The sequence below is a fragment of the Vibrio owensii CAIM 1854 = LMG 25443 genome, from assembly GCF_000817815.1.
Classification (GTDB): Bacteria; Pseudomonadota; Gammaproteobacteria; order Enterobacterales; family Vibrionaceae; genus Vibrio; species Vibrio owensii.
Map to the genome: position 1 here is coordinate 24,173 of NZ_JPRD01000023.1, position 14,251 is coordinate 38,423.

Sequence of the window (14,251 nt, forward strand, 5' to 3'; positions counted from 1 at the left end):
ATTCGAACCTATAGCGTTTTGATGGTTAAGTTCGGCGTGTTGTCGCCAGCTTGAAGATAATGAGTGCCGCTAATGACCACATAGTCGCCTGGACTGAAAGCGCCGGAGACACAAGCTTGATGCGAGTCGATGGATTGTAAACTCACTGGCTCGGTGTGCACGATAGCGTCACGAACGACATTGACGTGTAGCGATTTCTTTTCACCTAAAATGGCAGAATAGGGGAAGCAATGACTGGATTGATCGGGCTGAAATGAGGTTGTGACCGTAACGGCTTTGCCATTGAACAGCTCGTTAGAAATTGAATCGATAGCTAGAGTGACAGGGTAAGTTTGTTTGATGAGATGTTTTTTAGGCGCGATTTCAGCGACGTTCGCACGGTATGTTTGCTCTGAGCCATACCAAGACAGTGCCGCTGTTTGCCCAAGACTAAACTGACGAATCATGTTCTCAGGCACGTCGATATCCACTTCCCACTGACCGTCTTGTTGAAGAGTGGCGACGCTTACGCCCGGCAATGTCTGCTCGAATGCGTCGATTCGTACCTCGCCAATGCTGCCAGAAAATGGTGCACGCAGCGTAGTGTAAGCCAAGGCATCTTGCGCGCGTTGAATATTCTTCTCTACCACTTTAACCGCAGACAAACTGCGCTCATAACCGCTGATAGCACGATCCAAATTCACACTGGCAATCGCGTCATCATCGGTGGCTTGTTTCACGCGTTTTAGCTCAGCCTTTGCCAGTTTATGCGCAGACTTTGCTTCCAGCATACGTGCTTGAAGTTCTTCCAAAGAAACTTGGTAATCGTGAGGATCAAGCGTAGCAATGATCTGTCCTTTCTCGACATGATCGCCTTTCTTCACCAAAACGCGCTCAACCGTGCCAGGAACGCGAAAAGAAAGGGATGCGGTCTCTTTTGCTTGAACAATGCCACTAAACGATTTGTTCAACGCCGTATTTTCACCCGTGACTTCAACAACTTGAATTGGGCGAGGGGACTCTGGTTCGGTGAACGTGTTTTGGCTTTGATTACAGCCAAACAGTGCCAATGTTGCGGCACCTAATGCAGTAGTTTTGAATAGACGATTCATACGATGGCTCCATAATTTTGGTGCCATCATACAATTGTACAATGTTCAGATAATCACTCGGCAATGAGACTCACTGTCTCAAAAAACGAGACAATGCATTCAGCTAAACGAGTTTTGGGACTTCTTTAATGAGGTGGTCAATAAGTAAGCGGCTCGCCTGACTCAATGTCTTAGGCTGCGGGTAAAGCAACCACCCCGATTCTTCAGTGACAGAATATTGTGACAATAGCTGCACCAAGCTGCCGGATTCCAACTCACGCTTCACCAGTAGTTTGGGCATAAAGGTGATACCACGATCTAAAATCGTCGCGTTCTTAATAAAGCCAATGTTGTTAGAAATGAGCTTCGGGTGCAGTTGTACACTTTGCTCTTGGAAGTGCCATACATTGTCTACCTCGCCATTTGGCCAACGAAAACAGACACACTGGTGTTCCTTCAGTTGTTCTAGGTTTTCTGGCATGCCGTGTGTTTCAAGGTAATTGGGAGAAGCGACTAAACAACGGTCGAGTGTTAGAAGCTTACGCGCAACGATGTCGGAATCAAACAATGCACCACCATGGAAAGCGATGTCCAAGCCCTGTTGGAACATGTCACTAAAGCCATTGTTGATGTTGCGAATATCCAACTCAACATGAGGATATTTATCGTGGAAGTTAAACAGAATTGGGCGAACCAGTTCGTCGGTTTCTGGCAGTAACCCGAGTTTGATGCGGCCGCGAACTTCATTGGTGTCATTGCTGACTTGTTCGTTCGCGGAATCGAGCATGGTCAGCGCTTTTTGCAGGTTCTCATAATAAGCTTCGCCGTTGTTCGTTAGCGATAAACTGCGTGTGGTGCGATGGAATAACTGAGCGCCCAAGGATTGCTCTAACTCGCCAATTCGTCGACTCACATTCGCGCGCGGCAAATCCAATGCGTTTGCTGCGGCGGTAAAGCTTCCTAACTCGACCACTTTAATGAAGAGTTTAAGATCGTCGATTTTCACACTGGCGCTCCATGCTTATTGAACACTGTACTAAACCGTGACACTCTAAAGCATCATAACGTTATGCACAAAATATAACGTGACTTTTGATAACAGATACTTTTTTGAAAAGAGAAATAGGAAATTAATGTGCTGAGAGTCATTCAACGTCGTCGAATCAAGAAGGTCATTAAGTTGCTTTCTGCCAGATTGATTAAGGGCTATGGAAGTCGCGAGTATTTCTCTATCGGACAAGTGCAAAGCAGCACAAGCGAGTTGAGCAAGCGCCAACAACAGATCGCTTTGGCTCTGTATGCCGATCCTCAAGAACTGAGCGCAGACGTTAGAGCTGAGCTTACTTCCTTGCGTGCTGATGTCTCGAATGACTTTTTTGATGGTGGAGATTACACGGCGCAAGATGTACTGAATCTACTTGGTTCGGGTGGTTGGAAAGGCGGTCGTATGGACGATGACATGTCGCACCGATTCGGAATGAATAGCCGATACTAAACAGGGTTGTATTGGGGAACGAATCACGATGAAGCAGCTGGATCTCAACTTACTTCGCATCTTTCTGGTGCTACTTGAAACCAAGAACACGCGTATTGCGGGTGACCAATTAGCGTTGAGCCAACCCGCAGTCAGCAAAGCGTTGGGAAGGCTTCGTGATTACTTTGATGATGAGTTGTTTACTCGTGTTCACTCTGGCCTAAAACCAACGCCTCGTGCGCTTGAGCTGGGTGACAAGCTACCGATGATCATGGAGAGTTTGGATGAGGTGATTCTTGACTCGCCAACGTTTGAGCCTGCCGACTACCAAGGCAACATTACCATTGCGATTAATGGCTTTATCTCCAATTGGCTCGGTGCACGCTTGTGTCTCGCGGTGATTGAAGAGGCACCAAACGCACAAGTAAACATAGTGAATTGGGGCTCTCAAACACTCAAAAAGTTGCTCGATGGCGAAATTCAAGCGGCCATCAACTACTCGCCAATCGACACCAATAAGCAATTTACCCACCAAGTGATTGGTGAAGATGATTTTGTTGGGTTAGTTAAAACCCACCACCCGTTGGCAGGAAAGACCCTGTCTCAAGCTGAAATCAATCAAGCAGAATACGCCAGTTTGGTGGTGCCGGGTTGGAATGATACTCAGCCCTTTATTGCTAAGCACCTTTCAAGTGAAGTGTTGAAAGTAAAAGCGCGAAGCTCCTATCTGCATACCTTGCTTGATGTGGTCAAACAGAGTGAGATCATCTTGCCTTGCTCTCGACAGCTTGCTCATTATCTGCGCGGTGAGTTTGAATATGTCTCTTTCCCTAATCACACCCCAGATGAACTTAAAAATATTGTGCTGGTGGAATCGCACAATAAACGCATGCACCCGATGCATCAGTGGCTCAAACGAAAAATCATCACCACTTCTCGAGCCATCATCCAAGAAAAACAATAAGCCTCTCCATCGAGAGGCTTGTTCTTTGAGGTGTGTTCTTAGAGGCTTGGTCTGAGGAGATTAAGCCTGTTCTGCGTTATTTTGCCATCACGTTCGGGAAGTTGTGCATTTCCTCAATCGCTTTGGCTTTGTCACTCGGACGATAAGCGCGCAGCGCGAAATTCCAGCCCGCATCGTTCACTTCAATTACGTTATTCGCGGCACCACACGTCTCGCCTTTCGGTGCGAAGTGAATGGTGTAAGAGCCATCTTTGTTTGGTACAGCGGAGGTTGAGTCTGCGCTGTTGTTATCCGTCATCAACCAGCCTTTGCCTGAATATGCGGTGATAGACCAGTAGCCGCCTTTTTCATAGCTTAGTGACGGTTTATCGAAGGTGATGTCAGCACACTCAACTTTGCCAGTACCTGCACGTGAAGAGTACACCGCGTACTCTGCTGGTAAGCCTGCCCAGCCCACAGCGGTACCAATCATAAATTGCTTGTTATCTGGTGTTGCAGTAATACCAGTAGTGAAGGCTTCTTCTGTCTTAATCGTGTTGACTTGCTTCTCCCATTTCGCACGTACCGCGTCGCGAGAGGCGCTGTCCCAATGTTGTGCTGGCTTAAATGGTTTTGCGGATTTTGCATCAATCACGGCGGCATCTTGTAAGCGATGTGCTTCTTCCATGCCAGCCGTCGTAGCGGTACGCATTAAGATGTAAATGTAATCCGAGCCTGCAATTTTCGAATCAATGTAGATCTCGTCACCACCATAAATCGCCATGTGGTTGTCGTGATTGTTGTTGAAGAAATGCATGATTTGGTAAGCATCACCTTTCGCTAAACGGAAAGTGGCACCTTTCGACACATCGACCACGGCTGTTGAGTAAAGTAAGTCGGTGTTTGAGCGAATGATCATCTGATTATCAACGGTGACGCTGTCTCGGTTGTGGTCAAACACATTGATTGGTTGGCGCTCTAGTTGTTGAGTGAAGTACAGGTCAGTTTCTGCACGGGCGAAGTTTTCGTCGGTCACTTTAACGGCTGCCATGGTCTGCATAGAGGTGATGGCAATAAGAGTCGCTAAGATGGTCTTTTTCATGTCGCTTACCTTGAGGTCGTCATTAAGAGATGACCTCACTTTATCAATATGCCAGTGATGAAAGAAATGAATTGATGTAATTCAGATAATAACCAAATCGAATTGCAAACTTGGATTGCAAGCCGTCATACGCAATGCTGTTTTCGATATTGCAAAGGGGTGATGCCATTGGTGCGTTTGAACTGGCGGATAAAAGAATCGGCAGAAGCGTAGCAAAGCATGTCAGCAATGGTGCGGATTGGATATTCGCTGTTGGTGAGTAGCTTCTTACTCTCTGTGTCGCGAACTGAATTCACGATATCTCGGTAGGTGAGGTTATTTTTGTTCAACAAGTTCTGCAATGTTCTCGGGTGGATGCCGAGCATTTTGCTGACCAAGGTTTTGCTGATATCACCGAGAGGAAGCAATAGCAGAATAGAGTTGGTGGTGATTTCCAATAGCGTGTTGTGATGTTGAAGACCGTGAGAGACCTTGCGTCGCATTTGATTGGTAATGGTCATCTCCAAATCGGGCTTTTCTGCGAGTAGGGCTTTGGGGAACTCAAAACCATCGAACTGACTATCCAATATCACTTTGCATCCAAAGAAACGTTCAATACGTTCTATCTGTGTTTGCTGCTGTGCTCCTGACTCACCTTGGTAGCGCGCTTTAAAATGGACTTGATGTAACTTCAACCGTTCGCCCAATATCATCTTGAACGTTGTAATAATGCCTCCAATGGAAAGCAATGCGTGTTGGCTTGTATCGACGTTGGGTTCGAATAAGAACTGAGTAAAATGACGAGCAATGTCGTCACGAATATCAAGTTGATGGCGAGAAGCGCGCTGTTGATAGCTGTATAGACCAAACAAAACCGGATAGATGTTTGCGAGAGATTCCTGACTGGCAATCAGCAACATAGCGATGTCTAAAGACTGGTAGTCAATCAAGGTACTGAGCTCTAGGGCGAACAGCGGGTCTTGGGTCTCTTTGGCGGCCAAGTTCAGCAGTTTTGCAAATTGCTGATGGCTAAGCTCTTGGTTTTCATCGTGTAAGGTTGAGATTTGAATATTGAGCTTCGAGGTTAAGGTTTGAGGCTCAACACCATATCGTCTGCACAATCTAGGGAAAGCAGAGAGATATAACGCACTCAATCGATATTCGTTTTTCACTCAAATATTCTCAAAATGTCAATTTTGGGTCTTGGCTTGTTTTTATACTGCGCCAAATTGAGTTGGTCAAGAAATGACTGATTTCAACTTCATCCCGATACCGCCTGAAACGACGAGTAGAGAATAGACATGAAAAAAGTAACGAAAACCCTTATCTCTGGTTTGATATTTGCCGCTTTAACCAGTGGCGCATACGCAGACAACAACATCAAGATTGAGAACATGCACACCCGCTCTGGTGATTTTGCTTTTGAAACCAGCGTGCTCAATGGCATCCCAACAGAGGAAAGCTCAAAGAAACTGTTTAATCTGATGGATTTTCAGCGCGCGACACAAGCTTACATTTGGTCTATTCCGCTGACGTCTAACTACGCGTGGAAGGCGGCGTATGAAAAAATGGGCTCAGAAGATGGCCAAATTACTTATGTGGCATCTCACCAGTCTAAATTAGGCGGCTTAACTTACAACACCTCAACGCCTTACGCGATTACATGGTTTAACGTAGAGAAAGAGCCCGTAGTGGTTAACATCCCGACCGATGAACTGCGTGGTGCGGTGCATACCATGTGGCAGATTGGCATTGCACAAATGACCAAACCAGGCACATACGTCATAAAAGCCAAGGGCAGCGAAACACCGAAGAACCTACCAAAAGATGCGGTGGTACTTGAATCGGATACCAACTATGTCTTCTTTGGTGTGCGTTTAATGGCAAAAACCGAGAAACAGCGCATGACGGACTTGGAGTCGATGTCTATCACGCATCTGGATGGCAAACCACTCAGTGACCGAGGTGTTAACTTCCCGAAAAAAGGTCTCGATGCGAAACACCCACGTGGTATGGAGTTTTGGCAAGTGCTCAACGAAGCCATTCAAACAGAACCTGTTGCAGAGCGCGATCGCATGATGCATGACATGTTGCGTCCATTGGGGATTGAGAAGGGTAAACCTTTCGAACCAAATGCTGAGCAAGTGAAGATCATGAAAGAAGCGGTAGTACTTGGTGAGGCCATGACTAAGAATATCGACTTCAACAAAACGGGTCGTTTACATCAATCGGAATATGGGCCTGAAGGGAACCGTTGGGAAGTTGCAACAGCATCAACACCAAATCAAGATCGCGCTTATGGCATGGATCTCGATGGTCGCGCAGCATGGTTTTATGAAGCAGTGACGAACGATATTGCGATGCATGGTTTTGAAAACGGTGGCTGGGGTCAGATATACCTTGATAACTATCGTGACGGCGAAGGCTATGGTCTAAACGGCAGTAATCACTACACGCTAACTTTAGATGGCGATGTGAACTACGCCGATTTGTTCTGGACCATCACTGTGTACAACGTGGAAAACCGCGCCATCATCGATAACAGTATTCAACGTGCCGATGTGGGCTCAAACGTTCCGGGCACAGTGAAAGACGCAGACGGTAACTACACGTTCCACTTTTCACCAACCAAGCCAGAAGGTGTGAATGAAGCAAACTGGGTACAAACTCGACCAGATGAAAACTGGTTTGTGTACTTCCGTGCTTACTCACCAAGCAAAGCGTTTGTTGAGCAGAAACCAGAAACGATTTTGCCAAACTTTAAACACGTGAAATAACCCGAAAAGCCACCATGATGAAAATTGTCGTGGTGGCTTTTTTAAGACTCACTGCGTTTGATGCTCTGCCGCTAATTTGAATTAGTAATCAAATGACAAACTAAAATCCCAGTAGTTTCGGTTTGAATCATTGAGGTCAAATCGATGAGATAAATACGGTTTTACTCCCCAAAGATTCAACGTAAAGCCGAGATTAATATAGCTGTCGGCATCGGTTGTATTTCTGTTGGTGCAAATCGGTCTGGAGCATGGCAATTCATCAAGATTGAGCTGCGCTTTTCCGTAAAGATTACTGTCGTGTCCGTACGAGGCAGACAGCTCTAATACATCATTCACAGGGTAAAGCACACCAACCAACTTGTTCAGATTGAACGATTCATCACGAATGTCCCAACCCTCTCCCTCAAATCGGCTATCGATGTATTGAACATCGAAATTGGTGAACACTATCGCGTCACCTAATTGCGCGGCTGAAAACAACCCTGTGGTATAAACGCCCGTTTTATCTGTGTTTCCACCAACAGAAGCGCTTACTTCGTTGTAAATTTGGTCGAAGAGTAGGAAAGAATAACCAAGCCCAATGTCACCAAATTTGTCGCTGTCTACCGAGCCAAATAGGCGCCACTTATCGTTCAAGTTATAAGAACCATTTAGGGTGAAAACATAGTCGTTCGAATATTCCCCAAGAAAATCACTTTTACTGACTGAAACATCGAATGTTTCGACAAGTAAGGTTCCCCAATCTTGTTGGGATTCTTCCGGTGATTCTAGTTCTTGGAGTTTAGTATGGACATGCTCCGGTTCTGTACTTGCGTTGGTTTGAAATGGCAGAAGTAGCAAAGAAACGATAAAGGTTGTAAACGGAAATCTCACGAGCGGCTCTCTTTAATGGGCTTCCATGCTGTGAATGCGGGACAGAATTAAGATAAAAAAGCCCCCAAGGAAAGGGGGCTTGAATTCCGACTGACGTTATTTTCTAGTATTTACAAATTGACGGATTTTCTTGCGTTGCTCCGCAGACAAAGCATTAAAGCGATCTTTAACGTTTTGAATATCGAAGTCTGAAGCGTTTACCTTCTCTGTGATTTGGTAAGCATCAAACTCATTGTTTCCAGTTGGTTTGAACACTGGTTTGCCATTTTCAAGTGGAATACGAACCTCTTCACCAGTGTTGTGTTTAATAACAAGGTCAAAGCCGGAGTCAGTATTGTTTGGTTCAATAGTGCCCGTTGCTACCCAGTTATCGTTGCCTTTTTCAGTGATGATCAGCGTTTGGTCGTGCCAAGCGTAGTCGTATTCCATGTTTGGATTACCAACTTCACCCTCGATTGGGTTAGATGGTGTGCCCGGCTTGATAACAGGCTTACCGTTCTCTAGCGGGATACGAACCACTTCGCCAGTGCTGTGCTTGATTACAAGCTCAACTCCAGTATTCGTCTTCTCAAGTGTTCCTGTTGCTACCCAAACATCGGTGCCTTTCTCTGTGATGATCAGCGTCTGGTCATTCCATGCGTAGTCGTATTCCATATTTGGATTACCAACTTCCCCCTCGATTGGGTTTGATGGCGTGCCCGGCTTGATAACAGGTTTGCCGTTCTCTAGCGGGATACGAACCACTTCGCCTGTGCTGTGTTTGATAACAAGCTCAACACCAGTATTCGTTTTCTCGAGCGTACCTGTCGCTACCCAAACATCAGTGCCTTTCTCAGTGATGATTAGCGTTTGGTCATGCCATACGTAATCGTAATCCATATTCGGATTACCAACTTCACCTTCAATCGGGTTAGATGGTGTGCCCGGCTTGATAACAGGCTTACCGTTCTCTAGCGGGATACGAACCACTTCGCCTGTGCTGTGCTCGATAACAAGCTCGACGCCAGTGTTAGTCTTCTCAAGCGTGCCTGTCGCTACCCAAACATCTGTGCCTTTCTCAGTGATGACAAGAGTTTGGTCATGCCATGCGTAATCGTATTCCATGTTCGGGTTACCAACTTCGCCTTCAATCGGGTTAGATGGTGTGCCCGGCTTGATAACAGGCTTGCCGTTCTCTAGTGGGATGCGAACCACTTCGCCTGTGTTGTGCTTAATAACAAGCTCGACGCCAGTGTTAGTCTTCTCAAGTGTACCTGTCGCTACCCAAACATCAGTGCCTTTCTCAGTGATGATCAGCGTTTGGTCATTCCATGCGTAGTCGTATTCCATGTTCGGATTACCAACTTCGCCTTCAATCGGGTTAGATGGCGTGCCCGGTTTGATCACTGGTTTGCCGTTTTCTAGTGGGATACGAACCACTTCGCCTGTGCTGTGCTTGATAACAAGCTCGACGCCAGAGTTAGTCTTCTCGAGCGTACCTGTTGCTACCCAAACATCAGTGCCTTTCTCAGTGATGACAAGAGTTTGGTCGTGCCATGCGTAATCGTATTCCATATTCGGGTTACCAACTTCGCCTTCAATAGGGTTTGATGGCGTGCCCGGCTTGATAACAGGCTTGCCGTTTTCTAGCGGGATACGAACCACTTCGCCTGTGCTGTGCTTGATAACAAGCTCAACACCAGAGTTAGTCTTCTCAAGCGTACCTGTCGCTACCCAAACATCAGTGCCTTTCTCGGTGATGACAAGAGTTTGGTCGTGCCATGCGTAGTCGTATTCCATGTTCGGATTCCCAATCTCGGTCTCGATTGGGTTATTTGGCGTCACTGAGATTGGCTTCATCGGTGAAGCAGGATCGGAACTTGAACCACCCGTGCTGATACTACCTACCGCCCCAACAAGAAGGCCGCCAGCAATCGCGCCTGCGCTGTCCCAACTGCTTTCATCGGTAGCGTCTTCCGTTGCAAACTCACTCAATTCCATTTGTTGATTACGTGCATTCAAGCTAGCGACATACATCGCCTGTGATGCGGAAAGTTGTTGATCAATTAAGATTGAGGTTTGACGATTAGCTTCACGAGTGTCGACTTGCACAGCGTAAGCATTAACAGAAAGAGAACTAAAAACGATGGTAGCTAGAAGTGATTTTCTCATTGGTGATTTCTCATAATCGCTTGGAAGAAAGGCAGAGCGATGCATGCCCGACCGATGAGAAAATCTTACTTTTAATACATCTGGACGAATATTGAGCAGAAGGAAAATGGGTATTAACTAAGAGTTAATAGGGTTGTGTGCCTGAGGTAATTGATTCAGTAAGTTAGCAATAATTGCCATTAGCCATTGCTGAACAGGGTCGAATCGATCCTTGTTGGGGTAATAGACATGAATCCGCTTAAGCAGTTTGTCCAACTGATCTTTCTTGATATCCAAAGCGGTGAGCTTGGGATAACGCTCAATGTGGAAAAAGGCGGTATAGGGAAACAGCAGGTCTGTCTCTGCCAATATTTCCAGAATAGGGGATGGCAACTCGGAGCGAAACGCAATCTTTGGCGGAACATCAGGATAGTATTCTCGAAGCACTTTGATCGCGTATGGTTCATCGATGTTCCAATCCGTGACGAGCAAAAGCGCCAGAGGGTAAGAAATGGTGTCGGCCAACGAAATGGTTTTTGCTGCCAGAGGGTGGTCTTTGCGAACGTAGATGCCAAACAAGTCTTGCCCCACCACTTCGCTAAGAATGTCTTTGCGCGAGAAAGGTAACTCGTAGTTAATGCCGACTTTACAGGTTCCATTGGCAAGATCATCGAGTGAGTTATTATTCCAGCAAGGCAAGTGAAGTTCCACGTTTGGCGCTTGTCGGCTAATTTCACTGAATAGGTCTTTGCCTAAAGCTTGCAATAATATCGGGGAAATCGCGACGGTGATTTTACCTTCAAGCTCTGCAGGATCGAATTGGTTGAGGGAGTTCAGCTTTTTCGAGAGCTTATCGAACGTTGGCTCAATGACACCGTAAAGTTCAGTAGCAAAGTGAGTCGGTGATAGCCCCGTGGGCACTTTGACAAACAGCGGATCATCGAAATGGTTTCTCAACTTAGTTAAGGATTTACTGAGAGCGGGCGCGGTGACGAACAATCGATTGGACGCTTTTTGAAGATTTTGCTCCTGATAGATGACCAAAAAAGTTCTCAGAAGATTTAAGTCTAAGTTGGAGTATAAATCTTTCAATATTCACGTCCTTTGCCGTTGATGTCGCTTACTTCAATATCCTTAATTTAGTACTGAGAGTCAAAGCTGCAACAAAAGGTTGGACCTTTGACTCACAAGTTGATGGCTTGAATCGATTAGCTGAACACATCAATTAGATTTCGTAATCAAACACAATGATGTCTTCAAGTAGTGGTCTAAATACCTCTTTCAACGCATCGTGTTCTGGATGAGGTAAGTAGTTCTGACGACCCGCTTCATCGGCAAACGTCATCATCACGGCGTGTGTGTAGTCTTTGTTCTTTCCTTCTGGGCTGTTGTTTAAACCCCATTCAACGTCGGTTACACCTTCCACTTTCGTTGGCATGGCTTCGAATAGCTCTCGAAGTTGTTGGATTTTGTCGCTGGTGGCAGATGTTTTAAATTTGATGAGTAGAATGTGTCTGATCATGGTTTTGTGTTGTTATATTTTGTTGTGTTTGAAGAACAACACTATAACGGGCATCCACTCTAAAGTTAGCTTTTGGCTTCACAAAATAAGGAATCAAAGACGCGAACACTTTGGCTCGCGTTTTTAGTTGGTTTATCTAGGTCGTTAGATGGGAACCGTTAACCTTCGACGCGTTTCACCAAGTAGAAATGCTTTTTACCTCGTTGAAGCAACCAGTATTGATCGAACAACGGGAAGTTCAAACTTGGGTTTTCTGCATCCACTTTCTCGCCGTTCACACTGATGGCGTTGTTGCCAATCAGCTCACGAGCAATGCGCTTTGAGTTGGCTAAGCCCGATTCAACCAGTAGTTCTACCAAGTCTTGCTCGGCGCTTTGCATGCTTGGTAAGCCATCGAGTTCCAACTGTTTTAGCTCGCTCAAACTTAGCTGCTGCACATTGCCGCTAAATAGCGCTTGAGTGATTCGCTCTGCACTTGCTAAGCCTTCTTCACCGTGGACAAAACGCGTCATTTGCTCTGCTAGGATACGCTGTGCTTGTGGTTTGCCTTTGCTCTCTTTGTCTTGGGCTTCAATCGCAGCAATCTCATCGCAACTCAAGAAGGTGTAGTAGCGCAGAAAGTGGTAAACATCGGCATCTTCCGCAGATAACCAGAATTGGTAGAAAGCGTAAGGTGAGGTCTTACTTGGATCTAACCACACAGCGCCACCTTCGGTTTTACCAAATTTAGTGCCGTCAGATTTGGTGATCAAAGGTAGGGTTAGACCGAAGACCTGCTCATCATTTTGACGGCGAGTAAGGTCAATGCCGCTAACAATGTTGCCCCATTGGTCATTGCCACCGATTTGTAGGCGGCAGCCGTACTGACGGTTTAGTTCTGCGAAGTCGTAAGATTGCAGTAGCGCGTAACTAAACTCGGTGAATGAGATGCCTTGATCTGGACGTTGTAAGCGTTGCTTCACCGACTCTCGGCTGATCATGGTATTCACGGAGAAATGCTTACCTACGTCGCGGAAGAAGTCGATCACATTAATCTGCTTCACCCAATCCGCATTGTTTACCATGATCATTGGTTTGCTGACTTGGTTATTCATCAACTGTTGAATTTGATTCGACAGATCTTGTACCCAACCCGTTACGGTCTCTTCTGAGTTTAAGCTTCGCTCTGTGGCTTTAAAGCTCGGGTCACCAATCATACCGGTCGCACCGCCAATTAGGGCGATGGCTTGGTGTCCTGCATCTTGAAAACGTTTGAGCATAATCAGTGGCACAAGGTGGCCAATGTGCAGGCTACCTGCGGTTGGATCGAAACCGCAGTACAAGGTTTGTGGCGTAGAAAGCAGTTGTTGAACTTGGTCTAAATCGCTCGCTTGGGCAATCAAACCGCGAGCTTGTAAATCTTCAATCAGTGTCATCGTCTTATCTTTATCTGGTTTGGTTGTGTTCAGATTAAAAGGCGATGCGGAATCGAGATATATCCCTAAAGGGACAGTTTGTTATCTTGATTGAGTGATCAGGTGGTTGAGAAACAACTGAAAGAACTCGCTTAACGACGCGACATTTAACTGTGCGTAGATGCGTTTGCGGTGGTTCTTAACGGTGCCTTCTGCAACATCGAGCTGCGTTGCAATCTCTTTGCTGTCATAGCCTTGCGCGATCAGTGCCGCGATTTCTTGTTCTCGTTTAGTAAGGACGGTTTGACCAAACGATGCCAATGCGGATTCAATCGCGGCACGCATTTGTCCTGAATAAACGTTAGGGCTGAATACTGGCTCGGCGAGTGTAAACTCGGTTTGTTTCCAGTGCTGTTGGCACAAAGACTGGATAATGGCGAAGTAAGATTTAAGCTTGGTGACTTGAGGCTTGGTGAAGCGCTTATCGTCCTGCATAAACCCAAAGTAGAGCATCACCCAACGTGTCGGCTCGATTTCAATCAGCATGCTGAGTTCATCCTTCCAACCCGTTTGATGGTAAAACTGCTCACAGTAGGCTTGGTAATCGAGATCGTTACGCGTGACGTCTTTGCCTACGACATCTTTGAGCGTAAAGATGCCTTGCTCTTTGTTAGCGTTAAGCTTCTGGTAAAACGGGTCGTTTTGAAAAGAGGTGGTGAGGTAACGCTGAAACAAAAGCTCGCGCTCATTCTCAATCGAATCATACAGATAGATAGGGTGTTTGCCTTCGCGGTAGCCGAGGATCACCGCGCAATCAAAACTCAATAACGAAGCAATAACGCGCATCAGTTTAGGCGTAAAGCTTGGTGAGTTAAGGGCAGAAATTGTCTCTGCAAGTTGAGTGTTGAATGCGTCGTTCGGCATGGGGATTCGGGAGTTCGATAAAGGTTGAGATAAGCATAACGCAACAGACAGTGATCCCAAAGT

At 46.2% G+C, this 14,251-nt stretch carries 13 protein-coding genes; 3 read left to right on the forward strand and 10 right to left on the reverse strand.

What is annotated here, in order from left to right; translation table 11 throughout:
- Positions 1–8: 8 nt before the first annotated feature.
- Positions 9–1,091, reverse strand: coding sequence for an efflux RND transporter periplasmic adaptor subunit (locus H735_RS13660; protein WP_020196070.1), 1,083 nt, complete (start codon positions 1,089–1,091; stop codon positions 9–11).
- 103 nt (positions 1,092–1,194) lie between these two features.
- Positions 1,195–2,076 carry a LysR family transcriptional regulator gene (locus H735_RS13665; protein ID WP_020196069.1) on the reverse strand — a complete coding sequence of 294 codons (882 nt, stop codon included), beginning with the start codon at positions 2,074–2,076 and terminating at the stop codon, positions 1,195–1,197.
- 129 nt (positions 2,077–2,205) lie between these two features.
- Here H735_RS13665 and H735_RS13670 point away from each other — a divergent pair, with 129 nt between their 5' ends.
- Positions 2,206–2,565, forward strand: coding sequence for a DUF6559 family protein (locus H735_RS13670; RefSeq protein ID WP_020196068.1), 360 nt, complete (start codon positions 2,206–2,208; stop codon positions 2,563–2,565).
- 28 nt (positions 2,566–2,593) lie between these two features.
- Positions 2,594–3,508: a LysR family transcriptional regulator gene (locus H735_RS13675; RefSeq protein ID WP_020196067.1), complete on the forward strand. Its 915-nt coding sequence runs from the start codon at positions 2,594–2,596 to the stop codon at positions 3,506–3,508.
- A 76-nt stretch (positions 3,509–3,584) separates the two neighbouring features.
- On the opposite strand, the gene H735_RS13680 is transcribed toward H735_RS13675, so the two are convergent.
- Both H735_RS13680 and H735_RS13685 read right to left on the reverse strand, forming a co-directional pair.
- On the reverse strand, positions 3,585–4,589 hold the full coding sequence (locus tag H735_RS13680) for a DUF1214 domain-containing protein (protein WP_020196066.1): 1,005 nt from the start codon (positions 4,587–4,589) through the stop codon (positions 3,585–3,587).
- A gap of 125 nt (positions 4,590–4,714) precedes the next feature.
- On the reverse strand, positions 4,715–5,740 hold the full coding sequence (locus tag H735_RS13685) for an AraC family transcriptional regulator (protein ID WP_027726683.1): 1,026 nt from the start codon (positions 5,738–5,740) through the stop codon (positions 4,715–4,717).
- A 129-nt stretch (positions 5,741–5,869) separates the two neighbouring features.
- Here H735_RS13685 and H735_RS13690 point away from each other — a divergent pair, with 129 nt between their 5' ends.
- Positions 5,870–7,345: a DUF1214 domain-containing protein gene (locus H735_RS13690; RefSeq protein WP_020196064.1), complete on the forward strand. Its 1,476-nt coding sequence runs from the start codon at positions 5,870–5,872 to the stop codon at positions 7,343–7,345.
- An 81-nt stretch (positions 7,346–7,426) separates the two neighbouring features.
- Here H735_RS13690 and H735_RS13695 read toward each other — a convergent pair whose 3' ends face one another.
- The 6 genes from H735_RS13695 to H735_RS13720 form a co-directional block, all read right to left on the reverse strand.
- Positions 7,427–8,218, reverse strand: coding sequence for a hypothetical protein (locus H735_RS13695; protein WP_020196063.1), 792 nt, complete (start codon positions 8,216–8,218; stop codon positions 7,427–7,429).
- 96 nt (positions 8,219–8,314) lie between these two features.
- Entirely contained in the window at positions 8,315–10,369 is a 2,055-nt protein-coding gene (locus H735_RS13700) for a hypothetical protein (RefSeq protein WP_042980018.1), read from the reverse strand.
- Between the two features lie 117 nt (positions 10,370–10,486).
- Positions 10,487–11,440, reverse strand: coding sequence for a LysR family transcriptional regulator (locus H735_RS13705; protein WP_020194654.1), 954 nt, complete (start codon positions 11,438–11,440; stop codon positions 10,487–10,489).
- A 133-nt stretch (positions 11,441–11,573) separates the two neighbouring features.
- Positions 11,574–11,870, reverse strand: coding sequence for a Dabb family protein (locus H735_RS13710; protein ID WP_020194655.1), 297 nt, complete (start codon positions 11,868–11,870; stop codon positions 11,574–11,576).
- Between the two features lie 158 nt (positions 11,871–12,028).
- On the reverse strand, positions 12,029–13,285 hold the full coding sequence (tyrS, locus tag H735_RS13715) for a tyrosine--tRNA ligase (protein WP_020194656.1): 1,257 nt from the start codon (positions 13,283–13,285) through the stop codon (positions 12,029–12,031).
- An 81-nt stretch (positions 13,286–13,366) separates the two neighbouring features.
- The gene (locus tag H735_RS13720) at positions 13,367–14,188 is read right to left on the reverse strand and encodes a LuxR family transcriptional regulator (protein WP_020194657.1); all 822 of its coding nucleotides are present in this window, start codon (positions 14,186–14,188) and stop codon (positions 13,367–13,369) included.
- Positions 14,189–14,251: the final 63 nt, after the last annotated feature.